Here is a 25,159-nt window from a genome sequence, read left to right as displayed (position 1 = left end):
TCACGCTCCCTTCGCGGCCTGGAACAGTTCTGCCCGCGGGTCGTCGCCCGCAGTCGCCTTGCGGTAGGACTCCAGGGCGTCCTTCGCCGACTCCGACAGGGAGGTCGGAACCGACACCTCCACCGTCACGAGCAGGTCGCCCCGGGTGCCGTCCTTGCGGACCGCGCCCTTGCCCCGGGCCCGCATGGTACGGCCGTTCGGCGTTCCCGCGGGCAGTTTCAGGGTGACGGGCGGGCCGCCCAGGGTGGGCACCTTCACCTCGCCGCCGAGCGTCGCCTCCGGGTAGGTCACCGGGACGGTGACCGTGAGGTTGTCGCCCTTGCGGCCGAAGACCGGGTGGGTGTCGACGTGCACGACCACGTACAGATCGCCGGCCGGGCCGCCCTGTTCACCGGGGCTTCCCTTGCCGCGCAACCTGATCCGCTGGCCGTCGCTGACGCCCGCCGGGATGCGCACCTGCATGGTGCGCGACGACTTGGCGCGCCCCGAGCCCTTGCACACGTCGCAGGGGTTCTGGGCGATGAGCCCGCGCCCCTTGCAGTCCATGCACGGGTCGGTGAGGGAGAACCCTCCGCCGCCGCCCCGCGAGACCTGACCGGTGCCGACGCAGGTCGGGCACACGCGCGGTGTGCCGTTCTTGTCGCCGGTGCCCGAGCACGCCTTGCAGGGCGCCTGGGAGGACATGCGGAGCGGCACCGTCGCGCCGTCCACCGCCTCCGTGAAGCTCAGCGTGACCTCGGACTCGATGTCCTGGCCGCGCCTCGGCTGCGTACGCGTGCCGCCGCCGGGGCCGCCGCCCCGGTTGAACAGGCTCCCGAAGACGTCACCGAGGCCGCCCCCGAAGCCGCCGCCGGCCGCTCCACCGCCACCCGGGGCGCCGCCTCCGAAGAGGTCGCCCAGGTCGAAGTTGAACGAACCGCCGCCGCCTCCGGGGCCCTGCCGGAATCCGCCGTTGCCGAAGAGAGCACGCGCTTCGTCGTACTCCTTGCGCTTCTTGGGGTCACCGAGGATGTCGTTCGCCTCGGAGATCTCCTTGAAGCGCTCCTCCGCCTTGGTGTTGCCGGTGTTGGCGTCCGGGTGGTTCTCGCGTGCGAGCTTCCGGTACGCCTTCTTGATCTCGGCTTCGGTGGCGTCCTTGGGGACGCCGAGGACCTTGTAGTAGTCCTTCTCGATGAAGTCCTTGGTGCTCATCCCCGACGTCCCTCCTCACTCATGTCGTGACCGTCAGCCCTCGTCCGGGCCACCGGTCTCCTTCTCGTCCGCCGCCGCCGCGTCGGGAGCGGAGTCGGCGCCTTCGGCGGCATCCTCGCCCTTGACGGTCTGCGCGCCGGGCTGGGGCTCGGCGACGGCCACCCGCGCGGGGCGGATGGTGCGCTCACCGATGCGATACCCGGGCTGCAGGATCGCGACGCAGGTCGTCTCGGTGACATCCGGCGCGTAGCTGTGCATCAGCGCTTCGTGGATCGTCGGGTCGAAGGGCTCGCCCTCCTTGCCGAACTGCTGAAGGCCCAGCTTGGCGACGACCGTCTCGAGCGACTCGGCGACCGACTTGAAGCCGCCCACCAGCTCGCCGTGCTCACGGGCGCGGCCGATGTCGTCGAGGGTGGGGAGGAGCTCGGAGAGGAGGTTCGCCGAGGCGATCTCCTTCACCGTCACCTTGTCCCGCTCCACACGACGGCGGTAGTTCTGGTACTCGGCCTGCAGCCGCTGGAGGTCCGCGGTGCGCTCGTTGAGCGCGGTGCGCACCTGGTCCAGCTGTGCGGTCAGGCCCACGTCCTGTGCGGACGTCTTGCTCGCTGCTGCGTCCCCGGCCGGGGCCGCCGTGCCCTCCTCGGTGGAGGGCTCGGCGGCCTTCGGCGCCGCGTCATCAGGGGTGGCGCCGGAGGGGACGTCAGGCTTCTCGGCGTTCTCGCCGAAGCCCGGGGTCTCCTCGGTCATCAGGCGGCGCCGCCCTTCGCGTCTCCGGGCTTCTCGTCGTCGACGATCTCGGCGTCGACGACGCCGTCGTCCTCCTTGGCCTGCTCGGCACCCGGGGCGGCGCCCTCGGGACCGCCGGCGGCCTGCGCGCCCTGGGCGTCGGCGTACATGGCCTGGCCCAGCTTCTGCGAGACGGCGGCGACCTTCTCGGTGGCGGTGCGGATCTCGGCCGTGTCCTCGCCCTTGAGCTTCTCCTTCAGCTCGGTGACGGCTTCCTCGACCTCGGTCTTCACGTCACCGGGGACCTTTTCCTCGTTGTCCTTGAGGAACTTCTCGGTCTGGTAGACGAGCTGCTCGCCCTGGTTGCGGGACTCGGCGGCCTCGCGGCGCGCGTGGTCCTCGTCCGCGTACTTCTCGGCCTCTTCGCGCATCCGGTTGACCTCGTCCTTCGGCAGCGAGGAGCCACCGGTGACGGTCATCTTCTGCTCCTTGCCCGTGCCCAGGTCCTTCGCGGTCACGTGCATGATGCCGTTGGCGTCGATGTCGAAGGAGACCTCGATCTGCGGGACACCGCGCGGGGCCGGCGGCAGGCCCGTCAGCTCGAACATGCCGAGCTTCTTGTTGTACGCCGCGATCTCGCGCTCGCCCTGGTAGACCTGGATCTGGACCGACGGCTGGTTGTCCTCGGCCGTCGTGAAGATCTCGGAGCGCTTGGTCGGGATCGTGGTGTTGCGCTCGATGAGCTTGGTCATGATCCCTCCCTTGGTCTCGATGCCGAGGGACAGCGGGGTCACGTCGAGGAGCAGGACGTCCTTGACCTCACCCTTGAGGACACCGGCCTGGAGCGAGGCGCCGATGGCGACGACCTCGTCCGGGTTCACACCCTTGTTGGCGTCCTTGCCGCCGGTGAGCTCCTTGACGAGCTCGGCGACGGCGGGCATGCGGGTGGAGCCACCGACGAGAACGACGTGGTCGATCTCGGAGAGCTGGATGCCCGCGTCCTTGATGACGTTGTGGAACGGCGTCTTGCAGCGCTCCAGGAGGTCGGACGTGAGCTGCTGGAACTGGGCGCGCGTGAGCTTCTCGTCCAGGTGCAGCGGGCCCTCGGCGGACGCCGTGATGTAGGGCAGGTTGATCGTGGTCTCCGTGGAGGAGGACAGCTCGATCTTGGCCTTCTCGGCCGCCTCGCGCAGGCGCTGGAGCGCCATCTTGTCCTTGCCCAGGTCCACGCCGTGGCCGTTGTTGAACTGCTTGACCAGGTAGTCGACGACGCGCTGGTCCCAGTCGTCACCACCGAGGTGGTTGTCGCCGTTCGTGGCCTTCACCTCGACGACGCCGTCGCCGATCTCCAGCAGCGAGACGTCGAAGGTGCCGCCACCGAGGTCGAAGACCAGAATGGTCTGGTCGTCCTTGTCGAGGCCGTAGGCAAGGGCGGCGGCGGTGGGCTCGTTGACGATGCGCAGGACGTTCAGACCCGCGATCTCACCGGCCTCCTTGGTGGCCTGGCGCTCCGAGTCGTTGAAGTACGCCGGGACGGTGATGACCGCGTCGGCCACCTTCTCGCCCAGGTACGACTCCGCGTCGCGCTTCAGCTTCTGCAGGATGAACGCCGAGATCTGCTGGGGGTTGAACCCCTTGTCGTCGATGTCCACCTTCCAGTCGGTGCCCATGTGGCGCTTGACCGACCGGATGGTCCTGTCGACGTTCGTGACCGCCTGGCGCTTGGCGACCTCGCCGACCAGCACCTCGCCGTTCTTCGCGAAGGCGACGACGGACGGCGTGGTCCTGGCGCCTTCGGCGTTGGTGATGACGGTGGGCTCGCCGCCTTCGAGAACGCTGACGACGGAGTTAGTCGTGCCCAGGTCGATGCCGACCGCACGTGCCATTTCGGTTCCTCCAGATGTACTTCTTGAGTGGATCTGACTCAAGCATGCATGAGCGCCGCGTCGGCGTCAACAGATGTGAGTCGAGGAGGCTCAACTCTTATCCCGCACTTACGCGCAGGTACAGCGCGGCAACAACCGCCCGGCACGCCCGTGCGCGCGAAGGGTTGCCTGAGCGACGCAGATCACCGCCCTGCTGGCTACAGTGCGGCGGAGTAAGTGGGTAGTCTCAGACGGACTGCATAAGTTACCGCTTAGTAATAGTTCGCCTCGCAGGCCCGAGGAGCCCCCAAATGCAACTCGCCGCGATCATCGTGTCGCTGGTCCTAATCGCGGTCGGCGTCGCGCTGTTCGGCCGTGCCATCGTGCAGATCTACAAGTTCGTGCGCCTCGGCCAGCCCGTGCCCGCCGGACTCAGGACCGACAACCCCTTCCAGCGCACCGTCACCGTGGTCAAGGAATTCCTCGGCCACACGCGCATGAACAAGTGGGGCATCGTCGGCTTCGCGCACTGGTTCGTGGCGGTGGGCTTCTTCTCGCTGCTGCTGACGATCGTCAACGCCATCGGCCAGCTCTTCGAGGCCGACTGGATGCTGCCGATCATCGGCGAGTGGGCGCCGTACAACATGTTCGTCGAGTTCATCGGCACGATGACCGTGCTCGGCATCCTCACGCTGATCGTCATCCGGCAGCTGAACCGCCCCGACAGGCCTGGGCGCAAGTCCCGCTTCGCGGGCTCCAAGACCGGCCAGGCGTACTTCGTCGAGACCGTCATCCTCATCGTCGGCGTCTGCATCTTCACGCTGCACGCCCTTGAGGGTGCCCAGCACCACGTGGACAGCTACGAGGCGTCGTTCTTCATCTCGTACCCGTTCGTCTCCTGGTTCGCGGGGATGGACCTCTCCACCCTCCAGAACCTCACGTACTTCTTCGCCGGCCTGAAGATCGCGACCTCCTTCATCTGGATGATCGTGGTCGGCCTGAACACCAACATGGGTGTGGCCTGGCACCGCTTCCTCGCCTTCCCGAACATCTGGTTCAAGCGCGAGGCCGACGGCGGCACGGCGCTCGGCGAGCTGCAGCCCATGACGTCCGGCGGCAAGCCGATCGACTGGGAGGACCCGGGCGAGGACGACGTCTTCGGCGTCTCCCAGGTCGAGCAGTTCAGCTGGAAGGGCATCCTCGACTTCTCCACGTGCACCGAGTGCGGCCGCTGCCAGTCGCAGTGCCCCGCCTGGAACACGGGCAAGCCGCTCTCCCCGAAGCTCCTCATCATGTCCCTCCGGGACCACGCGCACGCCAAGGCGCCGTACCTGCTCGCGGGCGGCGGCAAGACCATGGAGGGCGAGGAGAAGGCGACCGAGGAGCAGCTGAAGGACGTGCCCGCCGCCGCCCTCGCGGAGGCCGAGCGCCCCCTCATCGGCACGGTCGAAGAGAACGGCGTCATCGACCCCGACGTCCTGTGGTCCTGCACCACGTGCGGCGCCTGCGTCGAGCAGTGCCCGGTGGACATCGAGCACATCGACCACATCGTCGACATGCGCCGCTACCAGGTGATGATCGAGTCGGCCTTCCCCTCCGAGGCGGGCACGATGCTCAAGAACCTGGAGAAGAAGGGCAACCCCTGGGGCCTGGCCAAGAAGCAGCGCCTGGAGTGGACGAAGGAAGTCGACTTCGAGGTGCCGGTCGTCGGCAAGGACATCGAGGACCTCACCGAGGTCGAGTACCTGTACTGGGTCGGCTGCGCCGGCGCCTTGGAGGACCGCGCCAAGAAGACCACGAAGGCCTTCGCGGAACTCCTCCACATCGCGGGCGTCAAGTTCGCGATCATGGGCGGCGACGAGAAGTGCACCGGTGACTCCGCGCGCCGCCTCGGCAACGAGCCGCTGTTCCAGCAGCTGGGCCAGGAGAACGTCGCCACGCTGAACATGGCGTTCGGCGAGGATGACGAGGACGAGTCGACGAAGAAGCCGAAGGCGTCGAAGAAGATCGTCTCGACCTGCCCGCACTGCTTCAACACGATCGCCAACGAGTACCCGCAGCTCGGCGGTGACTACGAAGTCATCCACCACACGCAGCTGCTCCAGCACCTCATCGACGAGGGCAAGCTGATCCCGGTGACGCCGGTCGAGGGCCTCATCACCTACCACGACCCGTGCTACCTGGGCCGCCACAACAAGGTCTACACGCCCCCGCGCGAGATCATGTCCGCCGTCCCCGGCCTGCGCCAGCAGGAGATGCACCGCCACAAGGAGCGCGGCTTCTGCTGTGGCGCGGGTGGTGCGCGCATGTGGATGGAGGAGCGGATCGGCAAGCGGATCAACACGGAGCGGGTCGACGAGGCGCTGTCCTTGAACCCCGACATCGTCTCCACGGCCTGCCCGTTCTGCCTGGTCATGCTGACCGACTCCGTCAACGGCAAGAAGAACGACGGCCAGGCCAAGGAGTCCCTCCAGGTCGTGGACGTCGCTCAGCTGCTGCTCGACTCGGTGAAGACGCCGGTCGACCCGGCGGGCGAGCCGGAGTCGGCGGACGAGCCGGAGCCGGAGCCGGTGAAGTAGCCGCTGGTCCACTGACGTGGCCCGACCCCGTTCCCTCCCCCCGGAGGGGGCGGGGTCTTCGCCTTTCAGGCGGCAGCCACGGCGCCCGTCAGCTCACACCACACGAGCTTCCCCCGCCCCTCGTCCCGCTCCCGCGCGCACCACCCCCACCCGTCGGCACATTCCCGTACGATCCCGAGCCCTCTGCCCGACGCCTCGTCCCACCCGGCGGCCCCCCTGGCCGGGGACGGGGGCGTGGGATCCGTGTCCCACACCCCGATACGGAGCACCGCCCCCGCCCACTGCATGCGCAGGGCGGCGGGCCCTTTGGTGTGCTGCACGGCGTTGGCGATCAGCTCCGTGGCGACGAGCTCGGCGGCATCTACGAGGTGGGGCAGACCGTACGCCTTCAGGATGAGGCGGAGGGTGTGGCGGCTCACGGGCACAGCGAGGGGGTCGTTGGGGATGGAGAGGGTGTAGGTCCAGGTCTCGTTTTCCGGCATCGGTGAACTCCGTTGTTCATATGGGAGTTGGGCGGCTGCGGCGATCTCCTGACGGTGGCAGTGTCGCGACCGCCATGGCATGGCGGGGCGGGGCGCTTCCGTTGATCCAGGTTCGCTGCGTATGCGACGCATCACTGACGGTAGAGACTAAGGTTAGTCTCGCGCAACTGGTTGTCGTAATCTGGTCACCCAACGGAGTGACCAACCGCCGCGTTCGTGATGCGTGTTGCGAAGAGGGTGAGGTACGAGTGCCACGGAAGCAGCCCACGGCGCGACAGGAGCGGCTCGGCTGCGAGCTGCGCAAGATGCGCGAGGCGGCCGGACTGACAGCACGCGAGGCGGCCCAGCTACTGGGTGCCGTGCCCGTGACGATGAGCCAGATCGAGTCCGGGGTCACCGGCGTGAGCGAGGCGCGATTGCGCCGGATGGCGGCGAACTACCACTGCGGGGACACCGCGTTGATCGACGCGTTGACGAGAATGGCTACTGATCGGACACGAGGGTGGTGGGAGGAGTACCGCGAGGTGTTGCCGCCTGTATTCGCCGACCTTGCCGAGCTTGAGCATCACGCGCAGTTCATGCAGGTGATCGGAACCGCACACGTTCCGGGTTTGTTGCAGACCGAGGACTACGCCCGAGCGGTACTCGCCTACCGAGTGCCGGAACTTCCGGACAGCGAGCTGGAGCCGAGACTGGCTCACCGGATGCGCCGCAAACTCGTTCTCTCCAGTGAGAACGCACCTCCGTTCGAGGCAGTGATCCACGAGTCCGCGCTTCGCACCCGCGTCGCGGACCGCCGTGTGGCGCGGGCCCAACTGAGCTCGCTGCTCAGCGCAACGGAGCGGACCAACATCACTGTGCGCGTCATCCCGTTCGACGTGGATGGCTTCGCCGGCGCGAGCTCGATGATGCTGTACGCAGGAGGCGCGGTACCCGCACTCGATACGGTCCAACGGGATGCGCCCTACGGGTCAGTGTTCCTGGATGCGTCCGCCCAACTCATGGCTATGCGAACACTCTTCCGTAAAGTGGAGTCAGCGTCCCTTGAGCCTGCTCCTTCATGGGACCTCATCCACCGTCTGGCTAAGGAAATGTAAGCCGTGCTTCAGTGGCAGAAGTCCTCGTTCTCTGGACCCGGTGACGGCAACGAGTGCATCGAGGTCGTCCGAGACGAGAGCGACCTACGCCTCCGCGAGAGTGACGCCCCCACCCACATACTCACTCTCGCTCCTCAAGCCCTTGCTGCCCTGATATCGCACGCTACGCACCTGGACGTGACCCGTAGGTGACCAAGGCGGTGTGAGCCATGCCCCAGTGGCAGAAGTCCTCGTTCTCCGGGGCGCCGACGGCAACGAGTGCGTCGAACTCGCCCGCGACGAACCCAGCCTGCTCCTCCGCGAGAGCGAGGACCCCGACCGCACACTCACCCTCGCCCCTCAAGCCCTCGCCGCCTACCTCAGAAGGCTGTTGACTCCGTGAGTGGGCACCACGGCCCGGGCCCCGGCAAGGCGGTGACTTCGGTGGGCCGGTGACGTTGATGGTCACCGGGGCCGCCCGGGGTTTTGCGGAGTGTGGCGGTTCCGGGCCGGGAGTAAAGGGCGCTCCGCTGCGCTACGCGTCGGCTGCGCCGATTCCGCTCCGCTCCACCCTTGACTCCCGCCCCTGCACCGCAGTTGAACATTGACCCGGACGGCCAGGGGTGGGGGCTGCGGGGACGGTTGGGTGGGTCACGCTCTTTCGCTGCCGGGTGCGGCCCGGTCCAACGTGGCCGACCGCCTCGGTCGCGGCGCCGCCAGCTGCGCGGCTGCGCTGCTCGGGTCATCACCTCGCGTTGCCGGGTGCGACCCGGCCCAACGTGAGTCACCGTCACGGTCTGGGGCGGGTCATCGGCTTTCGTTGCCGGGTGCGGCCCGGCTCATCGTGGGTGGCCGCCCCGGTTGCGGCGCCGCCAGCTGCGCGGCTGCGCTGCTCGGGTCATCCGCTTGCGTTGCCGGGTGCGGCCCGGTCCATCGCGAGTCGCCCTCACCGTCGCCGTCATGGTCGGGGGGTGAGGTCGGTACGTTGTGCGCGGGGTGACCACTCCGGGCAGACCGAAGCGCCACCGAAGCGTCACCGCCCCCGCCCCCGGCCCGGGTGCCCTCCGGCACCTACTTTGGGAAAGTTGCGAACCGTCCCGGCGCACGCCCCCCTCCCACACCCCACACGCCCCCACCCACGCCACTGATCTCGCGCATCCGGCGCGGCAAATCCCGCATGCCGGGGGGCGCATCGGCATCTGCTGGGGGGCGCGCGGCGAAGGCATTCGCAACTTTCCCAAAGTAGGTGCCGGAGAGGGGGCGGCCCGACCCAACCGCCACCCGCTGGACCCCGCGCGCCGCCGCCCAGAGCACTGCTCTCACGCAGCCGAGCCAGCAATCCCACACGCCGGGGGGCGCATCGGTATCTGCCGAGGGGGCGCGCGGCCAACCCATTCGCAACTTTCCCAAAGTAGGTGCCGGAGGGGACGGCCCAGGCAGCCCTTCGGCAGACCGACCACCACTCCCACCCACGTTGGACCGGTCCGCACCCGGCAACGAAAGCCGATGACCCACCCCAGACCGTGACGGCGACTCACGTTGGGCCGGGCCGCACCCGGCAACGCGAGCAGATGACCCGAGCAGCGCAGCCGCACGCATGCGGTGAGGACGACTCACGTTGAGCCGGGCCGCACCCGGCAGCGAAAGAGAGTGACCCACCCAACCGTCCCCGCAGCCCCCACCCCTGGCCGACCGGGTCAACGTCCAACTGCGGTGCAGGGACGGGAGTCAAGGGTGAAGCGAAGCGGAATCGGCGCAGCCGACGCGCAGCGCAGCGGAGCGCCCTTTACTCCCGACCCGGAACCGCCACACTCCGCAAAACCCCGGGCGGCCCCGGTGACCGACGAAGACACCGGTCCACCGAAGTCACCGCCCGACCCGCCACGCACCTCCGCCCCGCTGTGATGGAAACGGAACCACCTCGGACCCCTCCCGCGAGGGGAGCGGGAGCATCATGGGCTGGTTGTTGTCGACTGTGGCGTTCGGGGTTGGTGAGGAGCATGCGGAGTGCCGGGATACGGGGCGCGAGGCGGAGCATGTGGTGCGGCGGATCCGCCGGGCTGGCCACCGCCGTGAGCTGCGCGCTTCTCCTCTCGGCCTGCGGCGGCCACGACGACGGCGCCGGCCCCGGTGACGCCTCGCACAAGCCGGTGAGCATGGCGGGCAAGGGCCCCGCCCAACAGCCCGTCCCGCGAGGCAAGGGCGGCAAGGGCGGCAAGGGCGGCAAGGGCAACAACGTCCAGGACGACTTCAATGGTGACGGCGCCCGTGACCTCGTACTCGACGACCTCGTGCACCCCGACCACGGCGACGACGCAGGCATCGGGATCGTGTACGGCAGTACGCGGGGCAAGCGCGGCCTCACCCCCGGCGCCCGGCAACTCGTGAGCGCCCACGCCAACGGTGCCCGTACGAAGGGCCAGTTGCCCGCCGCCTTCGACTCCGAGGCGTCCTGCGACCTCGACGAGGACGGCTTCAGCGATCTGCTCGTGTCGACGGATCCGCCGTACGACGGGCAGGGGCAGCCCCCCGTACCGCTGCAGATCCTCTTCGGTTCACCGAAGGGGCTGGTCGGCAAGGCGGTGAAACTCAACGTGCCCGCGCAGGCCCGCTTCGGCAACGACTGGCCGGACCAGCCGGTCTGCGGCGACTTCGACGGGGACGGCGCCAACGACCTCGTCCTGCACGCGAGCGGCGCCCGGCTCACGTTCCTGCGCGGCCCGTTCAAGCGGAACGGCGCCCCGCGCGCGGCGGGCGAGCCCGTCACCGCGCCCGGCAACAACCTCGCCACCGGCCGCGCCACGGACGTCGACGGCGACGGCTACGACGACGTACTCGTCCGCAAGGCCGCCGACGCGAAGGGCGCCGCCACGAGTGCCCTCGTCATGGGCGGCCCCCAGGGCCCCGACGAGACCGGCGTGCTGTTCCCCGGGGGCCAGGACCAGGACATCGTCTTCGGCCGCTTCGGCGAGGGGAAGGGAATGGATGCCGCCATCACGTCCCCGAAGGGCATCGCCCTGCGCTACGACGTGCCGGGCACCCTGCGCGGCTCCCTGGAGGCCAAGAACGTCGCCGTCGACACGGGTGACCTCGACGGGGACGGCCTGAGCGAGCTCGTGGTGAGCGGCGCGGGCAGCGGGTCCGGAGGAGGCGCGTGGGACGTGCGGGTCTTCCGTGGCCGTACGTCGGAGCTCGCGCCCAACGCCTCCGCGCTCGTCCGGCCGCCGGGCAAGAGCAAGAGCAAGGGCAAGGGCAAGACCGAGGTACTCCAAGTCGCGGACTTCGACGGCGACAAGCGAGCCGACCTCGTCACGCGGACGTACCGAGGCGACAGCCAGGACATCGTCGCCGTGTACCCCGGCCGCGAAGGAGACCTCGTGGCGCGCGACCCACGGGTCACCTTCTCCACCGCGGAGTTCCTGGCGCCGAGCGGGGAGTAATCAACTGCCGTTCACCTGACGGCTACCACGCAACTCCCCGCACACAACCCTTCGTACGCCTCACGAGTCACACCCCCCGGAAGCCATACCCAAAGGCTCACCCCAAGGCCCACTTCCGGGAGATCCACGTGCGCGTAAGAAACCTGGCCGTCACCGCCACCGTCGCGGCCCTCGCGGCCGCAGGCCTCGCGCTGCCCATGGCCGGTACGGCGAGCGCCGCCTCCGCCCTGAAGGACGACTTCAACGGGGACGGCTACCGCGACCTCGCCATCGGGTCCCCCGACTCCAACTCCGTGACGGTGACGTTCGGTTCAGCGGGCGGCGTGTCCGAGCGCCGCTCCGTAACCGTCACCCAGAACACCGCGGGCGTGCCCGGCGTCACCGAGCCGGGCGACGAGTTCGGCGAGAGCGTGACCAGCGGTGACGTGAACGGCGACGGCTTCGCCGACCTGATCGTCGGCGCCCCCGGCGAGCAGGTCGCGGGCAAGCCGTCCGGCTCCGTCTCCGTCGTCCACGGCGGCCGGAACCCCTTCACCTCCGGCGGCCGCGCCCTGAACTCCCCCGCCGACACCACCGGCCGCTTCGGCGAGGCCGCCGTCTGGACCGACCTGGACTACGACGGCTCACCCCAGTTGGCCGTCATCAGCGGCGACAACTGGTACTACTACACCGGCACGGGCGAGAACGGGAACGTGCACGGCCTGGAGGTCGACTTCCTGCCGGACGGCGTCCGCCTGGACGGCATGGTCGCCGGCAACTTCAAGTACAAGGACGGTGTCGGCTTCGTCCTGTACGGCGAGCGCGCGGACGGCGGCGCCTGGACCGCGCACATGTACGGCGGCGTCGGCGACTACGGCTACCGGGCCGAGGTACTCGCCGAGGGCGGCGACCCGACGGCGACGCGCGACGCGGCCACCGCGGGTGACGTCGACGGCGACGGCTACGACGACCTCATCACCGGCAACGCGCGCGACACAGCGGGCGGCAAGGGCGGCTCGGTCACCGTACGGCGCGGCGGTGACGGCAGATTCGGCGCCCCGGTGACGTACAACCAGGACAGCGCGGGCGTACCGGGTGCCGACGAAAAGGGCGACGGCTTCGGCGCGGCCGTCTCCGCGGGCGACGTCACCGGCGACGGCCTCGCGGACCTCGCGGTGGGCGCGCCCGGCGAGACGGTCGACGGGGTGGCGGCGAGTGGGAGCGTGACCCTGCTCAAGTCGGCGCACGGCACCCTCACTTCGGGCCAGGCCTGGCACCAGGAGACGTCGGGCGTACCCGGCGCCGCCGAGGACGGCGACCGTTTCGGTACGTCCGTACGCCTCAAGGACATCAACAAGAACGGCAAGGCCGACCTGGCCGCGGGCGCGCTCGGCGAAGACATCGGCACGACACGGGACGTCGGCGCCGTATGGGTCCTGCGCGGCACGTCGACGGGCCTGACCGCGTCCTACGCGGCCTCGTTCAACGGCACGGACTTCGGGGTCGGCGGCGCGGGGGCGGGGTTCGGGCGCGCGCTGCGCTGACCCGCCTCCCCCTCCCCCCTTTACCTACTTTCAAGGCAACTCCCGTACCACCTACACACGTTGGAGGCCTCTCCATGCCTACGTACGCCCGTAACCACCTCCTCGGCACGGCCGCACTCTGCGCCGCCACCGCCCTCGGCGCCACCGGCCTGGCCGCGGGCAACGCGGCAGCCGTCGACGCCCCCTCCAAGATCCGCGGCGACTACAACGGCGACGGCTACGTGGACCTCGCCGTCGGCGTGCCGAGCGCCACCGTGGACGGCAAGGCCGAGGCCGGGTACGTCAACGTCGTCTGGGGCGGCGCGTCCGGCCTCGGCAAGCACGGGTCGACGACCGTCAGCCAGTCCACAGCCGGTGTACCGGGCACGGCCGAGGCGGGCGACGCGTTCGGGTTCGCCGTCGCGTCGGACGACATGAACGGCGACGGCTACAGCGACCTGATCGTCGGCGCGCCCGAGGAGGACACCACGGCCGGGCTGAGCGCCGGGACCGTCGCGGTCGTCTGGGGCGGCGCGGGCGGCTTCAAGGGCGGCTTCACCGCCGCCAACGGCGACTTCGACAGTTCCCGGTTCGGAGCACAGCTCGCCACCGGCGACTTCGACAAGGACGGCAACAAGGACATCGCCTTCAACCGTCACTTCGACGAGGTCGGCTCGGTCGTGACCCGGCCGGGTCCGTTCACCGCGGGCTCGCCCGCCAAGGTCTCCCGGGTCACCGGCTGGCACTTCACGGACGCCACCGCCCTGGCCTCCGGCGACTTCGACGGCGACGGCCGCGACGAGCTCGCCGTCTCGTACCGGGGCTTGGAGATGAGCGGTACGACCGTCATGAACCGTGCGACGGGCGAGTGGAAGTCGGCGTGGGCCACGGGCGACCGCACGGACACCTCGCTCGCCACCGGCGACTTCGACGGGGACGGCACGACCGACCTCGCCGTCGGCAACGTACAGCCCCACCCCGAGACCGAGCAGACCCACTGCGAGGACCGGCTCGGCGGCGCGATCCTCACGGTCTACGGCAAGAAGGACGGCGCGCCCGGCGACGGCGGCACCTCGTGCACCACCCAGGCCTCGCCCGAGGTCGGCGGCACGGCCGAGGCCGGCGACAACTTCGGCGCGCAGCTCGCCGTCGGCGACCTCGACCGGAACGGCGGCGACGAGCTGGTCGTCGGCGCGGACGCGGAGGCCGTCGGGACGGTCAAGAACGCGGGCACGTACTGGACGCTGGCCTCGACCGGAGCGGGCAAGCCGTTCACCGGTCCCGCCTTCAGCCAGAACACCGCGGGCGTCGCGGGCACGGCGGAGGCGGACGACCACCTCGGCGCGTCCGTCGCGACCGGCGACTACAACGGCGACTCCTACCCCGACGCCGCGGTGGGCGCGCCCGGCGAGGACGGCCGGAAGGGCGGCGTCTGGTACGCGCCGAGCCCCAAGGACGGCGGCCCGCGCCCGGACGTCACGTCGGTGACGCCGGGGAAGCTCGGTCTCGCGGGGGCGCGTGAGTACGGGATGGTTCTTGGGCGGTAGGTAGCAGCACCGTCGGACGCGCGCCGTCGGACCCGCACCGTCGGACCCGCACCATCGAATCACCGGCTTCGCCGAATCACCGGCTTCGCCGGGTTCGTCCTCGAACGCCGGACGGGCTGAACCCCAACTCAGCCCGTCCGTACAACCCTTGCCCCCCACCATCGGTCTCTCCTTCGCCGACCGCGGCGTGACGCCCGGGTCAACGCCCGGTGAACGCGCCCGTCGCACCCCATCGACTGCGGATGCCCGCCAGGCATCCCCGCACGTAGCAGGAGAACCGCATGGCCCAGCACAAGCGCACCTCCACCACCGCCCGCTCCAGACGTACGCGGCTCGCCGCCGCGACGGCCGTCACGGCCGCGCTGACCGGCGGACTGCTCGCCGTCACGGGAGCGACCGCCTCCGCCGCACCGGCCGAGCCGCTGCCCTCGCACGAGGCCGACTTCAACGGCGACGGCGTCGCCGACCTCGCCACCTCCGCGGCCTACGCCAACGTCGGCGGCAAGGACCAGGCAGGCCAGGTCGTCGTCACGTACGGCGGCAGCACCCTGCGCCACAAGACGTTCAGCCAGAACAGCGCGGGTGTCCCCGGCTCCGCCGAGGCGGGCGACGTCTTCGGGTACGACACCGCGTACGGCGACTTCGACCGCGACGGCTACGACGACCTCGCGATCGCCGCACCCGGCGAGGACGTCGGCAGCGACAAGGACGGCGGCACCGCGCAGATCCTGTGGGGCTCCCCGAACGGCCTCTCCGGCGGTACGACGGTGAAGGACCCCCGCCCGAGCGGCCACGACTTCTTCGGCGGGCCCATCGAGGCCGGTGACTTCGACGGCGACGGCAACACCGACCTCGCCATCGGCGCCCGGTCCGGCGCGGCCACCATCGACGTGGTGAACGGCAAGATCTCGCGTACCGGCGGCACCGGCAGCGGCCACTACACGGTCAAGCCCGCCATCCAGAGCGGCGAGGGCGCCGGGCCCTTCAATCTGCACGCCGGTGACGTGAACGGCGACAAGAGGGAAGACCTCATCGTCGACGGCTACTCCACCGGCGACAGCTACAACGCCAACCTGTGGGTCCCCGGCACCGCCGACGGCCTCAAGACGACCAACCAGCAGCGGCTGCCCGGCGGCATCATCACCGACGTCGGCGACACGGACAGCGACGGCTACGGCGACATCGTCATCGGCCTCGAATGGGACGACGAGATCGCCGGGGCGAACAAGGGCGGCTCGGTGTACGTGGTGCACGGCTCGGCCACCGGACCGTACGGCGGCACGCAGGTCTTCACCCAGGACAGCGCGGGCGTCCCGGGCGCGGGCGAGAAGGGCGACTCCTTCGGCAACGAGCTCGACCTCGGCGACATCAACGGCGACGGCCACCTCGACCTGGTCGTGGGCGCGGCGGGCGAGGACCTCGCCGGTGTCACGGACGCGGGCTCGGTCACCGTCATCTACGGCAAGGCGGACGGCTCGGGCCTCTCCACGGACGGCGCGGTCTTCCTCGATCAGAACACGCCGGGCGTGCCCAACTCCAACGAGAAGGGCGACTTCTTCGGCGCGGACGTCCACGTCGACGACCTGAACGGCGACGGCCGGGGTGACGTCACGGTCGGCGCGTACGGCGAGAACGGCGCGAACGGCGCGCTCTACCCGCTGATCAGCGGGAGCGACGGCACCCTCACCGGCGCGACCGGCGTCTACACGTCGACCGTGGGCGTCTCGGCGACGGGCACGCCGCGGCTCGGCATGCACTTCGCCGACTGACCCACGTCGTCCACCGCTGTCCCTGACCACCGGGCCCGCACCACCGGTGCGGGCCCGGCCTCCACCCCTACCCCCGGAGCCCCCATGCGCGCACGTACCCACACCCTGGCGTTGGCCGCGGCGACCGTCCTGGCCACGACCGGCCTGACCCTCCCCTTCACGACCTCCGCGGCCGCGGCGGCCCCGGCACCCCCGCTGAAGGCCGACTTCGACGGCAACGGATACGCGGACCTCGCCGTGGGCGTGCCCGGCGGCACCGTCGACGGCAAGGCGAAGGCGGGATACGTGAGCGTCGTCTTCGGCGGCGAGGGCGGCCCGGGGTCGAGCAACGTGCGGCGCATCACGCAGGCCACGGTCGAGGTCCCCGGCACACCGGAGACCGGCGACCGCTTCGGCGCGGCCGTCACCACGGCGTACATAGACGACGACAAGTACGCCGACCTGGTCATCGGCGCCCCCGGCGAGGACATCGACGCCAAGACGGACGCGGGTTCCGTCACCGTCCTCTACGGCACGGGCGACGGCTTCGCGCTGGCCAACACGGCGGCGCGGGGCGCGAAGACGGGCGACGCGTACGGAAACGCGCTGACGGCAGCCGACTTCACCGGCGACACGGACGTCGACCTGGCGATCGGCGGCAAGGACCAGGTCGTCTTCAACGGCAACCCGTACACCGCCGACACCTCCCCCGGCATGGCTCGCCGCATGGGCGGCCGCGCCCCCGTGCTGACGACCGGCGACTTCGACTCCGACGGCCTCCCCGAGCTGGCCGTCGCGTACTACGAGCAGAGCCCCACCCGCACGCAGTCCCACGTCCAGCTCTACCGCTACGACAAGAACGACGAGGTCCCCGGCGCCTTCGACCTCACCTGGAGCAGCGACAACAGCGCCGCGAACGCGCTGGCCACCGGCGACTTCAACGGCGACGGCCACGACGACCTCGCCCTCGGCAACTGCCGCGAGATCGCCGACGAGAACATCGACGACCCGTGCGGCCCCGAGGAGCTCGCGGAGGGCGGCGGCATCCACATCCACTACGGGGACGGCGACGGCCTCGTGTGGGAGGGCCAGACCCTCAACCAGGACACCCCGGGCGTTCCGGGTGTCGCTGAAAAGGGTGACGACTTCGGCAACGCGCTCGCGGCCGCGGACGTCGACGGAGACGGCAAGGACGACCTGATCGCGGGCGCCCCCGGTGAGGCGATCGGAAGCGCGGCGCGCGCGGGTGCGATCACCGTCCTGAAGGGCGGCGCGAAGGGCATCCTCACGGAGGACGGGAAGGCGGTGGGCGCGGTCTCGTACCAGCAGAACTCCCCCGGCGTCCCGGGCGGCGCCGAGGCGGGCGACCTGTTCGGCGCGAGGCTCGGCTTCGCGGACCACAACGGCGACGGCAGCCCGGACCTCTCCGCCGCCGCGCCCGGCGAGAACGCGTCGGCGGGCGGCGTCTGGAACCTCCCGCACCTGGCGACCGGCACGAGGGGCGCGTCAGCCGTCACCCCGAACTCACTGGGTCTTCCGACGTCTTCGGGCCCGCTGACGTACGGAGCGTCGCTGGCGCAGTGAAACTCGTACGGGCTGCACGGGCCGTACGAGAAGACCCGCACGAGAACACCCGTACTGGAACACCCGTCCGGGTACCCCTAGGGGTTGTCACAGGTCGGCCGCAAAGCCGCGTCTCCTCCCGAGGAGGGACGACCCCGCCCCTGGAGACCAGGTACGTTCGATTCGTGGCTGGATTCAGGATCGGACGCGGCCGGGACAACCGCGCCCCGCGACCGCAACAACAACCGCGACCGCACCAACAACCGCGGCAGCAGCCGTACGGACAGCAGGCCCCGCAGCAGGGAGGGCAGCAGCCGTACGGCTACCCGCCTGCGCCGTCGGCCCCGCAGTACGGGGGCGGCGCACCGCAAGGCGGCGGCCGGCCCTACGGCGGCGGTGGCGGCGGCAACCAGCAGTGGCCCCAGGCGGGCGGCGGCGCCGGCAACCACGGCGAGCCGGAGTACTTCGGCGCCCCCGACGACCGCGGCCACGGCCACGGCGCCCCGCAGGGCCACGGCGCTCCGCAGGGCGGCTACGACCCGTACGCGGCGAACAACCCCGGGCACACGCAGGCCTTCTCCATCGGCGAGGACCCGTACACCCAGGGCGACACGTACCGCGCGGGCCAGGCGAGCGCCGCCCCCATGGGCCCGCGCCTGCACTGGAAGGACCTGCTCCGCGGCGTCGTACTGCGCCCCGCCCCCACCTTCTTCCAGATGCGGGACTACGCGATGTGGGGCCCCGCCCTCGTCGTCACGTTCCTCTACGGCGCGCTCGCGATCTTCGGCTTCGACGACGCCCGCGAGGACGCGATCAACGCGACGCTGTCGTCGGCGGTCCCGTTCGTCCTCACGACCGGCGTCGCGATCACCATCAGCGCGTTCATCCTGGGCGTGGTCACGCACACCCTCGCCCGCCAGCTCGGCGGCAACGGCGCGTGGCAGCCGACGGTCGGCCTCTCCATGCTGATCATGTCGCTGACGGACGCGCCCCGAGTGATCGTGGCGATGTTCCTCGGCGGCGGCCAGCCCTTCGTCCAGCTTCTCGGCTGGGCGACGTGGCTCGCGGCGGGCGCGCTGCTCACGACGATGGTCAGCAAGTCCCACGACCTGCCGTGGCCGAAGGCGCTGGGCGCGTCGACGATCCAGCTGCTGGCGATTCTCTCGATCATCAAGCTGGGTACGTTCTAGTAGGCACGTGCGCGAGAAGGGGCCGGTGAACGCAAAGTCCACCGGCCCCTTACCCACGTACCCGGATACTCGCGTACTCGGATACTCACGTGCTCACGCGTCGAGAACCTGCCCCTGACGCTTCACGACGGGCGGCTCGACGCTCCACGGGAAGTTGATCCACTCGTCGGTGCGCTTCCACACGTACTCGCACTTCACGAGGGAGTGCGACTTCTCATAGATGACGGCGGACCGTACTTCGGCGACGTGATCGAGGCAGAAGTCGTGGACGAGCTTCAGCGTCTTGCCGGTGTCGGCGACGTCGTCGGCGATCAGCACCTTCTTGTCGGTGAAGTCGATGACGTTGGGAACGGGCGCGAGCATCACAGGCATTTCCAGAGTCGTCCCGACCCCGGTATAGAACTCCACATTCACCAGGTGGATGTTCTTGCAGTCGAGTGCGTACGCGAGGCCGCCCGCGACGAAGACGCCACCGCGGGCGATGGAGATGATCACGTCGGGCTGGTACCCGTCGTCGGCGATCGTCTGCGCGAGCTCGCGCACAGCGCCGCCGAACTTGTCGTACGTAAGGTTCTCGCGCACGTCACTCATGCTGGATGTCACACCTGTGTCCGATGGAAATTGAGGAAGGACCGGGAGGCGGTCGGGCCCCGCTGTCCCTGATAACGCGACCCGTACCGCTCGGACCCGTAGGGGGCCTCCGCGGACGAGGTGAGCCGGAACAGACACAGCTGTCCGATCTTCATGCCCGGCCAGAGCTTGATCGGCAGAGTCGCCAGGTTCGAGAGCTCAAGGGTCACGTGCCCGCTGAACCCCGGGTCGATGAACCCGGCGGTGGAGTGCGTGACGAGCCCGAGCCGCCCGAGGCTGGACTTGCCCTCGAGCCGACTGGCGAGATCGTCCGGCAGGGAGATGACCTCGTACGTCGACGCGAGCACGAACTCGCCGGGGTGGAGGATGAACGGCTCGTCACCCTCGGGCTCCACGAGCCGCGTCAGGTCGGCCTGCTCGACGGAGGGGTCGATGTGTGGGTAGCGGTGATTCTCGAACACCCGGAAGTAGCGGTCCAGCCGCACGTCGATGCTCGAGGGCTGCACCATGGATTCGTCGTACGGGTCGATCCGCACCCGTCCGGAGTCGATCTCGGCCCGGATGTCCTTGTCTGAGAGAAGCACGCACCGAGGATACGCAGAGCGCGCGGGCCGCCCCCAATCGGACAGGACCCGCGCGCCTGGTATCTCGCTGACGACTTACATTCCCCGCTGCCTGCTCACGTTCGATACGGCCGTTACCGCCGCTACCGGCACTACCGGCACTACCGGCGCTACCGGCGCTGCAAGGTCACCGGCACGGCATGCCGGAGCCGGGCACAGCGCGGGCAGCGGATGAGCCGGCCAGGACCGAGCCGGTCCGCCTGCTGCATCGGGAACGAAGCGGTGCTGAACACGTGCCCTTCGGCACATCGGACGACGGTGCGCTCCATCAAGTCCTGTAGTCCCTTCCCCAGTCGTAGGTGAGCTCGTACGTACCCGTACCACCCGTACCAACTCGTCTCACGCTCGCCTCCGAGCCGACGACGAAAGGCCACATTACGGTATGAAAGGGACGCTCATCCAGGCGGCACGACCGCGAGCCACGGTACGCCCCAACTCCCTCCGAACGCACGGCGCATCCCCCTCCCGGACAGCACGAAGGCCCCACGGCGAGAGCGCCGGGGGCCCGGGATGAGGTACAGTGTGCGACGTTACGACACCGGTTCATACGGCGTCTTTCGCGGGTGTAGTTTAGTGGTAGAACATCAGCTTCCCAAGCTGAGAGTGCGAGTTCGATTCTCGTCACCCGCTCTTACTCGAACCCCCGGGTCATGGACCCGGGGGTTTCTTGCTGCCCCTCGCCGCCGCTTGCCGCCCGGCTGCGTTTGCGCATGGCGCCGACCGGACACGAGGGGACCCAAAGCCAGTGAGAACAGCGGTAATCATCTCCAAGGCGATACTCACGACCCTGGCCACGTGGCTGACGCTGACCCTCCTGATCGCACTCCCCGCCCTGCTCCCCCCGCGCTGGGAGTACTACCTGATCTCCCCCGCAAGCGTGGCCCTCTACCTCCTGGCCATGCTGACGGCGCCTCCTCTGGTCTGCTGGAGATTCCGCAACTGGATCCGAACGGTCCCGGGCGACAACCGACACCCGAACGCCTGACTCCCCCCCACCCCCATTCCACGACACCTCTCAGTCGGCAGGCAGCTGATACGCGAGGACGTAGGCGTCGGCAGCCATGACGGTGTCGCAGACCTCCACGGCCCGCCCCTCCTTGTCGTACGCGGTGCGGATCAGGCTGATGACCGGCACACCGGAGGCCAGCCGCAGCGTCCGCACTTCGTCGGGCGAGGGCATTCTGGCGCGGATCTCCTCTTCGAAATGGTCGAGGTGGTGGCCGAGTTCTTCGAGGCGGGCGTAGATGCCGCCGGGGCCGGGGTTGGGCTCGGCGATCTGCGTACCGCGCGCGATGTCGAGCGGGAGGTACGAGACGGCGAACTCGACCGGCCGCCCGTCGAGGAGATACCGGCGCCGACGAGCAAGCACGCGCCGCGCCGCCCCGAGCCGGGTGGCGATGTCCTGGTCGGCCTTCTCCTCCTTGACCTCCAGGCTGTCCACCTCGGGATGTCCGCCTGCGGCATCGGCCTCGACGAGGAAGGCGGACTTGCCCTGCTCCCGGTGGCGCCGGGCGAACCGGTCGGAGGCGAGCCGACGCACGGGCTGCCGGGGCCGCACGAAGACGCCTCTGCCGTGCTCGGCGTGCACGAGTCCCTCGCCCTGAAGAATCGAGAAGGAATTCCGGACGGTCATCCGGGAGACCCCGTAGTGCTCGACGAGTTCGGCCTCCGAGGGCAGCTTCTCGCCCTCCGTGAACCGCCCCCGGTCGATGGCCTCACGCAGCTGGTCGGCGATCTGCCGGAAGACCGCACGATCACTCGTGGGGTCGACGGCACCGAGCCGGCTCGGGAGTGACGTCACATGTACTCCTTTAGATATCTAGACAAGTAGCCGAGTGCTGTTGCTACGGTGGGCAGCCTAGCCATCGGAGAGGTTCCGGAGAGGTTCCGGAGGAGAGTCGAGAACCGTGAGCACGACCCGTCCGCACTCTGTGAGCGTCGCCGGAGTCATCGTCGACGACCAGGACCGGGCCCTCCTCATCAAGCGCCGCGACAACGGACATTGGGAGCCGCCGGGCGGCATCCTCGAACGCGAGGAGACCATCCCCGAGGCTCTGCAACGCGAGGTCCTCGAAGAGACCGGCATCAAGATCGCACTTCCCGCGACCCTGACCGGCATCTACAAGAACATGACGGGCTTGATCGTCTCCATGGTCTTCCGCTGCGAGGCCGCCGACGGCACACCCACCACCGGGGCCGAGACCCGAGCTCTGCGCTGGGCGACCCGCGACGAAGTCACCGAACTCGCCGACGAGGCGTACGCGATCCGCGTCCTGGACGCACTCGACGCGGCGTCCCCGCCTGCCATCCGTGCCCACGACGGCGTGAAACTCGTCTAGCTCGAACCCGCTGCACATGGCGGCCTACCAGCACGAAGGAACTTGTATGCACGAGTATACGAGCACTGCCCGAGTCTGGGGCCTCACTTGCCCAGGATTCCCAGAAGAGGTCAGCCGGGCCCGACGCTGGACGCGGGACATCCTTCGCGGCTCACCACTCGCGGACGCCGCCGAACTCATCGTGAGCGAACTGAGCACAAATGCGATCCTGCACACAGCCAGCGGGCGTCAGTCGGGCAGCTTCTCCCTGGCTATCGAGGTATCCCCGCAGATGCTCACCCTGTCGGTCACGGACGACGGGGGCGCGGGAACCGCGCCGAAGGTCGAGCACCAGGACGAGGAGGCGGAACACGGCCGGGGCCTGGACATGGTCAGCGCCATCGCGCACCGCGTCGTCGTCAACGACAGCGACCACGGCCACACGGTCACCGCGGCTTTCTTCACCGAGGCCGGCAGGGGAGGCCAACTATGCGGATGACCGAGCTCCGACGCGGCTACTGGTGCGAGTGCTGGACGGAGTCCACCGCCACGAACGGCCAAGCGGGGCCGCAGCTACGAGCATCGTTCGACGCCTACTCGGCACCGCAGGCGGATCGGTGGGTAGCGGTGACACTCCGCACGATCTCCCCGGCACTGAACACTCACGCCTCAGGCGAAGCCTGGGAGTGGCTATACGAGGGCCGCGTCCGCACCCGCAGAGCCCTTCTCCGGATGCAGCCCTGCACGGTCTCAGTGACTCACGCGGACACACGCATCACCTGGACGATACGACCAGTCCTGTCCCTACCCCTGGCACACCGCCAAGCGGCGGAACTCCCAGCGCGCGCACACGACTTCAAGCCCCGACAGACGGACTGAGTTACAACTTTCTCTACTGGTTCAAGGCGGCTCGCGTCCCGCTCGCCGCGCGGCCCGGCTCCCCGGGCCGCCGCTCCTGTCTCCGCCCCGCTCCGGCCCGGTCCGCCAGGCCGCGCGACATGAGCTTGCGGCCAACTGAACTCAAAGAATGGGTGCATCGTGGCTGGGGCGGTCGGCTCCACGGCTTTAGGCAGCCACTTTGGGGCGAGCCTCTAAGATCATGGCCCCAACGTCGTGCTTTACGGGCAGGTCCACAGACTGCCCGACTCGCCATGAGCTTGCGGGGCCATGATCACTCGCCCCAAAGCAGCTCCCGCCCAAAGCCGCTCCGCCGCCCTACCACTCAGCGCGCTCTATCGCGGGGGCGGCGAAACCTTGGCCCGGTCCAGCGCCCTATGGAGAGCGCTAGCAACAGAAATCCACTCGATCACTTCGTCTGTATTGAAGTTCGGGTCCGAAGGCCTGTGCGCGCGGGGATTTCGAGCAGCCCGGAATAGGGCCATTCCTAGGTACATGTACCCTTCCTGCTCGCTCGCATCTGTCTTAGACACACCGTCGTTGATTTGGATCAACCGACGCCCTCCCAGGGCGTTGGTTACCAGTGAGGCTCCGTCCTCATCAAGACCACTGAGATCCCGGAGACGAGCTCCCACACTTTTGCACGCCTCCTCGACAGCCTCGTCACCGTGCCCACTCGCCAACCTCGCCAGCGCACCAGACTTCACAGCTGAATGGAGATGCTGCAGGCGCGACTCGATATCACCCCCTCCTCCAGAGTTCATTCTTGCGAGATCAGGAAAGTTGATAGCTTGGAGAATAAAGCTCTGGAGGCTTCGCACTAGCCCTTCGCAATCACGCTTTACAGGACCAGAAGCGAAAACCCAGGAGGTGTCCTTTTGGCTTTTTGAGAGCGTCACCGTGGCGTACATGTCGGAGTCATCACCATCACGCTCAATACGCGAGATGTCCACCTCGGTGACATCGCGGTGATCGTCCCCCAGGCCCACCTTCGCATCGATGAGGCTGTTATACCTGCCGTAGAGTTCCCTCTTACCTCTGACGGTAATCTCAGTCTCTGCACCCTGCCATTGGTCAGTGACCCGTTCCAACTCTCGAATGATCTCTTCGATCAGGTCCCAATTCTGATGATGCCCGTGAGGAATTAGCGCGTTAGCAGTGAAGTCTCTTCTCGCCATATCGGCGCCCCCTTAGCTTAGGTGCGGCCGATAGATCATAGTCCGCGGCGAGCGAGGCACGCGGGTGGTTAAGCAACAGTCGCACCCTGCCTGACACGCTTCGCCGAGTGTGATCACAGGTTGAGCCCATGCGACCGAACATGGGGTGAGCGCCCTCCCGGGCCGCCCTGGGACCGTGGAAGGGCGCCCATTGGCGATCAGTGCTGACAACTGACGACGGCTGCGCCGCAGTTCAGAGCGGTGATCGAGTAGACGGCCGCAGGTCACGGCCGTCCGTGATCAGTTGTGGCTGTACTGAACGAGCGGCGTTAAGCAACCCGCCCCCGACAAGAGGCAGCGTGGCTGAGGTCGGTGGGGGTAAAGCGAGGCCCACGCGCGCCTGGCCGGTCGACGCACCCGCCATCGTGACTGGCTGTCGTCGGCTGAGTCCCAGACCCCAGGGCCGAACCTGCGCCCAGGGTTTCCGAGGCGAACGGGGCATGCCATTCGCGTGCCAGATCCTGCGGGTAGCCACGGGGAACAGCGGGAACTGGCTACGGATGCGATCACGCCTCGGAAACAACCCGCCGCAGGTCTGCGCAGCAATCGCCGTCCGAAAACCCGAGCTTCCCAACTGAGAGTGCGAGTTCGATTCTCGTCACCC

At 69.0% G+C, this 25,159-nt stretch carries 22 protein-coding genes and 1 tRNA gene; 15 read left to right on the top strand and 8 right to left on the bottom strand.

What is annotated here, in order from left to right; genetic code table 11:
- From dnaJ to dnaK, 3 genes are read right to left on the bottom strand one after another with little or no spacing between them, the layout of a single operon-like run.
- Positions 1 to 1,191 carry a molecular chaperone DnaJ gene (gene dnaJ / locus NOO62_RS21155; RefSeq protein WP_268772457.1) on the bottom strand — a complete coding sequence of 397 codons (1,191 nt, stop codon included), beginning with the start codon at positions 1,189 to 1,191 and terminating at the stop codon, positions 1 to 3.
- Between the two features lie 33 nt (positions 1,192 to 1,224).
- Entirely contained in the window at positions 1,225 to 1,938 is a 714-nt protein-coding gene (gene grpE, locus NOO62_RS21150) for a nucleotide exchange factor GrpE (RefSeq protein WP_268772456.1), read from the bottom strand.
- Entirely contained in the window at positions 1,938 to 3,803 is a 1,866-nt protein-coding gene (dnaK, locus tag NOO62_RS21145) for a molecular chaperone DnaK (RefSeq protein WP_268772455.1), read from the bottom strand. Before dnaK ends, grpE begins: the two co-directional genes overlap by 1 nt.
- Before the next feature lie 290 nt (positions 3,804 to 4,093).
- On the opposite strand from dnaK, the gene NOO62_RS21140 reads away from it, so the two are divergent.
- Entirely contained in the window at positions 4,094 to 6,361 is a 2,268-nt protein-coding gene (locus NOO62_RS21140) for a (Fe-S)-binding protein (protein WP_268772454.1), read from the top strand.
- A 65-nt stretch (positions 6,362 to 6,426) separates the two neighbouring features.
- Here NOO62_RS21140 and NOO62_RS21135 read toward each other — a convergent pair whose 3' ends face one another.
- Positions 6,427 to 6,843, bottom strand: coding sequence for an ATP-binding protein (locus NOO62_RS21135; protein WP_268772453.1), 417 nt, complete (start codon positions 6,841 to 6,843; stop codon positions 6,427 to 6,429).
- Between the two features lie 248 nt (positions 6,844 to 7,091).
- Here NOO62_RS21135 and NOO62_RS21130 point away from each other — a divergent pair, with 248 nt between their 5' ends.
- From NOO62_RS21130 to NOO62_RS21090, 9 genes are all read left to right on the top strand, one after another.
- Positions 7,092 to 7,940 carry a helix-turn-helix domain-containing protein gene (locus NOO62_RS21130; RefSeq protein ID WP_268772452.1) on the top strand — a complete coding sequence of 283 codons (849 nt, stop codon included), beginning with the start codon at positions 7,092 to 7,094 and terminating at the stop codon, positions 7,938 to 7,940.
- Between the two features lie 3 nt (positions 7,941 to 7,943).
- Positions 7,944 to 8,132 (top strand): DUF397 domain-containing protein, encoded by a 189-nt coding sequence (locus tag NOO62_RS21125; protein WP_268772451.1) that lies wholly within the window; start codon positions 7,944 to 7,946, stop codon positions 8,130 to 8,132.
- Between the two features lie 10 nt (positions 8,133 to 8,142).
- A complete protein-coding gene (locus tag NOO62_RS21120; protein WP_268772450.1) occupies positions 8,143 to 8,322 on the top strand; it encodes a DUF397 domain-containing protein in 180 nt (59 codons plus the stop codon).
- A 1,597-nt stretch (positions 8,323 to 9,919) separates the two neighbouring features.
- On the top strand, positions 9,920 to 11,359 hold the full coding sequence (locus NOO62_RS21115) for an FG-GAP-like repeat-containing protein (protein WP_268772449.1): 1,440 nt from the start codon (positions 9,920 to 9,922) through the stop codon (positions 11,357 to 11,359).
- Between the two features lie 128 nt (positions 11,360 to 11,487).
- Positions 11,488 to 12,882: an FG-GAP-like repeat-containing protein gene (locus tag NOO62_RS21110; RefSeq protein WP_268772448.1), complete on the top strand. Its 1,395-nt coding sequence runs from the start codon at positions 11,488 to 11,490 to the stop codon at positions 12,880 to 12,882.
- Between the two features lie 74 nt (positions 12,883 to 12,956).
- Positions 12,957 to 14,408 (top strand): FG-GAP-like repeat-containing protein, encoded by a 1,452-nt coding sequence (locus tag NOO62_RS21105; RefSeq protein WP_268772447.1) that lies wholly within the window; start codon positions 12,957 to 12,959, stop codon positions 14,406 to 14,408.
- A gap of 281 nt (positions 14,409 to 14,689) precedes the next feature.
- The gene (locus NOO62_RS21100; protein ID WP_268772446.1) at positions 14,690 to 16,177 is read left to right on the top strand and encodes a VCBS repeat-containing protein; all 1,488 of its coding nucleotides are present in this window, start codon (positions 14,690 to 14,692) and stop codon (positions 16,175 to 16,177) included.
- Between the two features lie 84 nt (positions 16,178 to 16,261).
- The gene (locus NOO62_RS21095; protein WP_268772445.1) at positions 16,262 to 17,740 is read left to right on the top strand and encodes an FG-GAP and VCBS repeat-containing protein; all 1,479 of its coding nucleotides are present in this window, start codon (positions 16,262 to 16,264) and stop codon (positions 17,738 to 17,740) included.
- 164 nt (positions 17,741 to 17,904) lie between these two features.
- Positions 17,905 to 18,909, top strand: coding sequence for a Yip1 family protein (locus NOO62_RS21090; RefSeq protein ID WP_268772444.1), 1,005 nt, complete (start codon positions 17,905 to 17,907; stop codon positions 18,907 to 18,909).
- 93 nt (positions 18,910 to 19,002) lie between these two features.
- Here the strand turns inward: NOO62_RS21090 and NOO62_RS21085 are convergent, their stop codons facing one another.
- On the bottom strand, positions 19,003 to 19,500 hold the full coding sequence (locus NOO62_RS21085; protein WP_268772443.1) for a phosphoribosyltransferase: 498 nt from the start codon (positions 19,498 to 19,500) through the stop codon (positions 19,003 to 19,005).
- Between the two features lie 8 nt (positions 19,501 to 19,508).
- Positions 19,509 to 20,084: a dCTP deaminase gene (gene dcd, locus NOO62_RS21080; RefSeq protein WP_268772442.1), complete on the bottom strand. Its 576-nt coding sequence runs from the start codon at positions 20,082 to 20,084 to the stop codon at positions 19,509 to 19,511.
- Between the two features lie 598 nt (positions 20,085 to 20,682).
- On the opposite strand from dcd, the gene NOO62_RS21075 reads away from it, so the two are divergent.
- Positions 20,683 to 20,753: transfer RNA gene (locus NOO62_RS21075), tRNA-Gly, on the top strand.
- Positions 20,754 to 20,868: 115 nt separating this feature from the next.
- Complete coding sequence (locus tag NOO62_RS21070; protein ID WP_268772441.1) at positions 20,869 to 21,108, top strand: hypothetical protein; 240 nt, start codon at positions 20,869 to 20,871, stop codon at positions 21,106 to 21,108.
- A gap of 30 nt (positions 21,109 to 21,138) precedes the next feature.
- Here the strand turns inward: NOO62_RS21070 and NOO62_RS21065 are convergent, their stop codons facing one another.
- Entirely contained in the window at positions 21,139 to 21,924 is a 786-nt protein-coding gene (locus NOO62_RS21065; RefSeq protein ID WP_268772440.1) for a GntR family transcriptional regulator, read from the bottom strand.
- A 130-nt stretch (positions 21,925 to 22,054) separates the two neighbouring features.
- Here NOO62_RS21065 and NOO62_RS21060 point away from each other — a divergent pair, with 130 nt between their 5' ends.
- From NOO62_RS21060 to NOO62_RS21050, 3 genes are read left to right on the top strand one after another with little or no spacing between them, the layout of a single operon-like run.
- The gene (locus NOO62_RS21060) at positions 22,055 to 22,462 is read left to right on the top strand and encodes an NUDIX hydrolase (protein ID WP_268775711.1); all 408 of its coding nucleotides are present in this window, start codon (positions 22,055 to 22,057) and stop codon (positions 22,460 to 22,462) included.
- Positions 22,463 to 22,508: 46 nt separating this feature from the next.
- The gene (locus NOO62_RS21055) at positions 22,509 to 22,940 is read left to right on the top strand and encodes an ATP-binding protein (protein ID WP_268772439.1); all 432 of its coding nucleotides are present in this window, start codon (positions 22,509 to 22,511) and stop codon (positions 22,938 to 22,940) included.
- Entirely contained in the window at positions 22,937 to 23,320 is a 384-nt protein-coding gene (locus tag NOO62_RS21050) for a hypothetical protein (RefSeq protein WP_414931002.1), read from the top strand. The genes NOO62_RS21055 and NOO62_RS21050 overlap by 4 nt, the downstream gene beginning before the upstream one ends.
- A gap of 353 nt (positions 23,321 to 23,673) precedes the next feature.
- Here NOO62_RS21050 and NOO62_RS21045 read toward each other — a convergent pair whose 3' ends face one another.
- Positions 23,674 to 24,516, bottom strand: a complete 843-nt coding sequence (locus tag NOO62_RS21045) for a TIGR02391 family protein (protein ID WP_268772437.1) — start codon at positions 24,514 to 24,516, stop codon at positions 23,674 to 23,676.
- Between the last annotated feature and the right edge of the window lie 643 nt (positions 24,517 to 25,159).

The organism is Streptomyces sp. Je 1-369, from assembly GCF_026810505.1.
GTDB lineage: Bacteria > Actinomycetota > Actinomycetes > Streptomycetales > Streptomycetaceae > Streptomyces.
Note: the sequence above shows the minus strand (reverse complement) of the source record. Positions and strands in the feature narration are given on the sequence as shown.

What these genes read in the sequence shown, in the direction of transcription:
- NOO62_RS21050 (WP_414931002.1), top strand. Translation starts at nt 22,937, where the DNA reads ATGACCGAGCTCCGACGCGGCTACTGGTGCGAGTGCTGGACGGAGTCC.
- NOO62_RS21085 (WP_268772443.1), bottom strand. Translation starts at nt 19,500, where the DNA reads ATGAGTGACGTGCGCGAGAACCTTACGTACGACAAGTTCGGCGGCGCT.
- dnaK (WP_268772455.1), bottom strand. Translation starts at nt 3,803, where the DNA reads ATGGCACGTGCGGTCGGCATCGACCTGGGCACGACTAACTCCGTCGTC.
- NOO62_RS21095 (WP_268772445.1), top strand. Translation starts at nt 16,262, where the DNA reads ATGCGCGCACGTACCCACACCCTGGCGTTGGCCGCGGCGACCGTCCTG.
- NOO62_RS21135 (WP_268772453.1), bottom strand. Translation starts at nt 6,843, where the DNA reads ATGCCGGAAAACGAGACCTGGACCTACACCCTCTCCATCCCCAACGAC.
- NOO62_RS21055 (WP_268772439.1), top strand. Translation starts at nt 22,509, where the DNA reads ATGCACGAGTATACGAGCACTGCCCGAGTCTGGGGCCTCACTTGCCCA.
- NOO62_RS21100 (WP_268772446.1), top strand. Translation starts at nt 14,690, where the DNA reads ATGGCCCAGCACAAGCGCACCTCCACCACCGCCCGCTCCAGACGTACG.
- NOO62_RS21115 (WP_268772449.1), top strand. Translation starts at nt 9,920, where the DNA reads ATGCGGAGTGCCGGGATACGGGGCGCGAGGCGGAGCATGTGGTGCGGC.
- NOO62_RS21105 (WP_268772447.1), top strand. Translation starts at nt 12,957, where the DNA reads ATGCCTACGTACGCCCGTAACCACCTCCTCGGCACGGCCGCACTCTGC.
- NOO62_RS21140 (WP_268772454.1), top strand. Translation starts at nt 4,094, where the DNA reads ATGCAACTCGCCGCGATCATCGTGTCGCTGGTCCTAATCGCGGTCGGC.
- dnaJ (WP_268772457.1), bottom strand. Translation starts at nt 1,191, where the DNA reads ATGAGCACCAAGGACTTCATCGAGAAGGACTACTACAAGGTCCTCGGC.
- NOO62_RS21045 (WP_268772437.1), bottom strand. Translation starts at nt 24,516, where the DNA reads ATGGCGAGAAGAGACTTCACTGCTAACGCGCTAATTCCTCACGGGCAT.
- grpE (WP_268772456.1), bottom strand. Translation starts at nt 1,938, where the DNA reads ATGACCGAGGAGACCCCGGGCTTCGGCGAGAACGCCGAGAAGCCTGAC.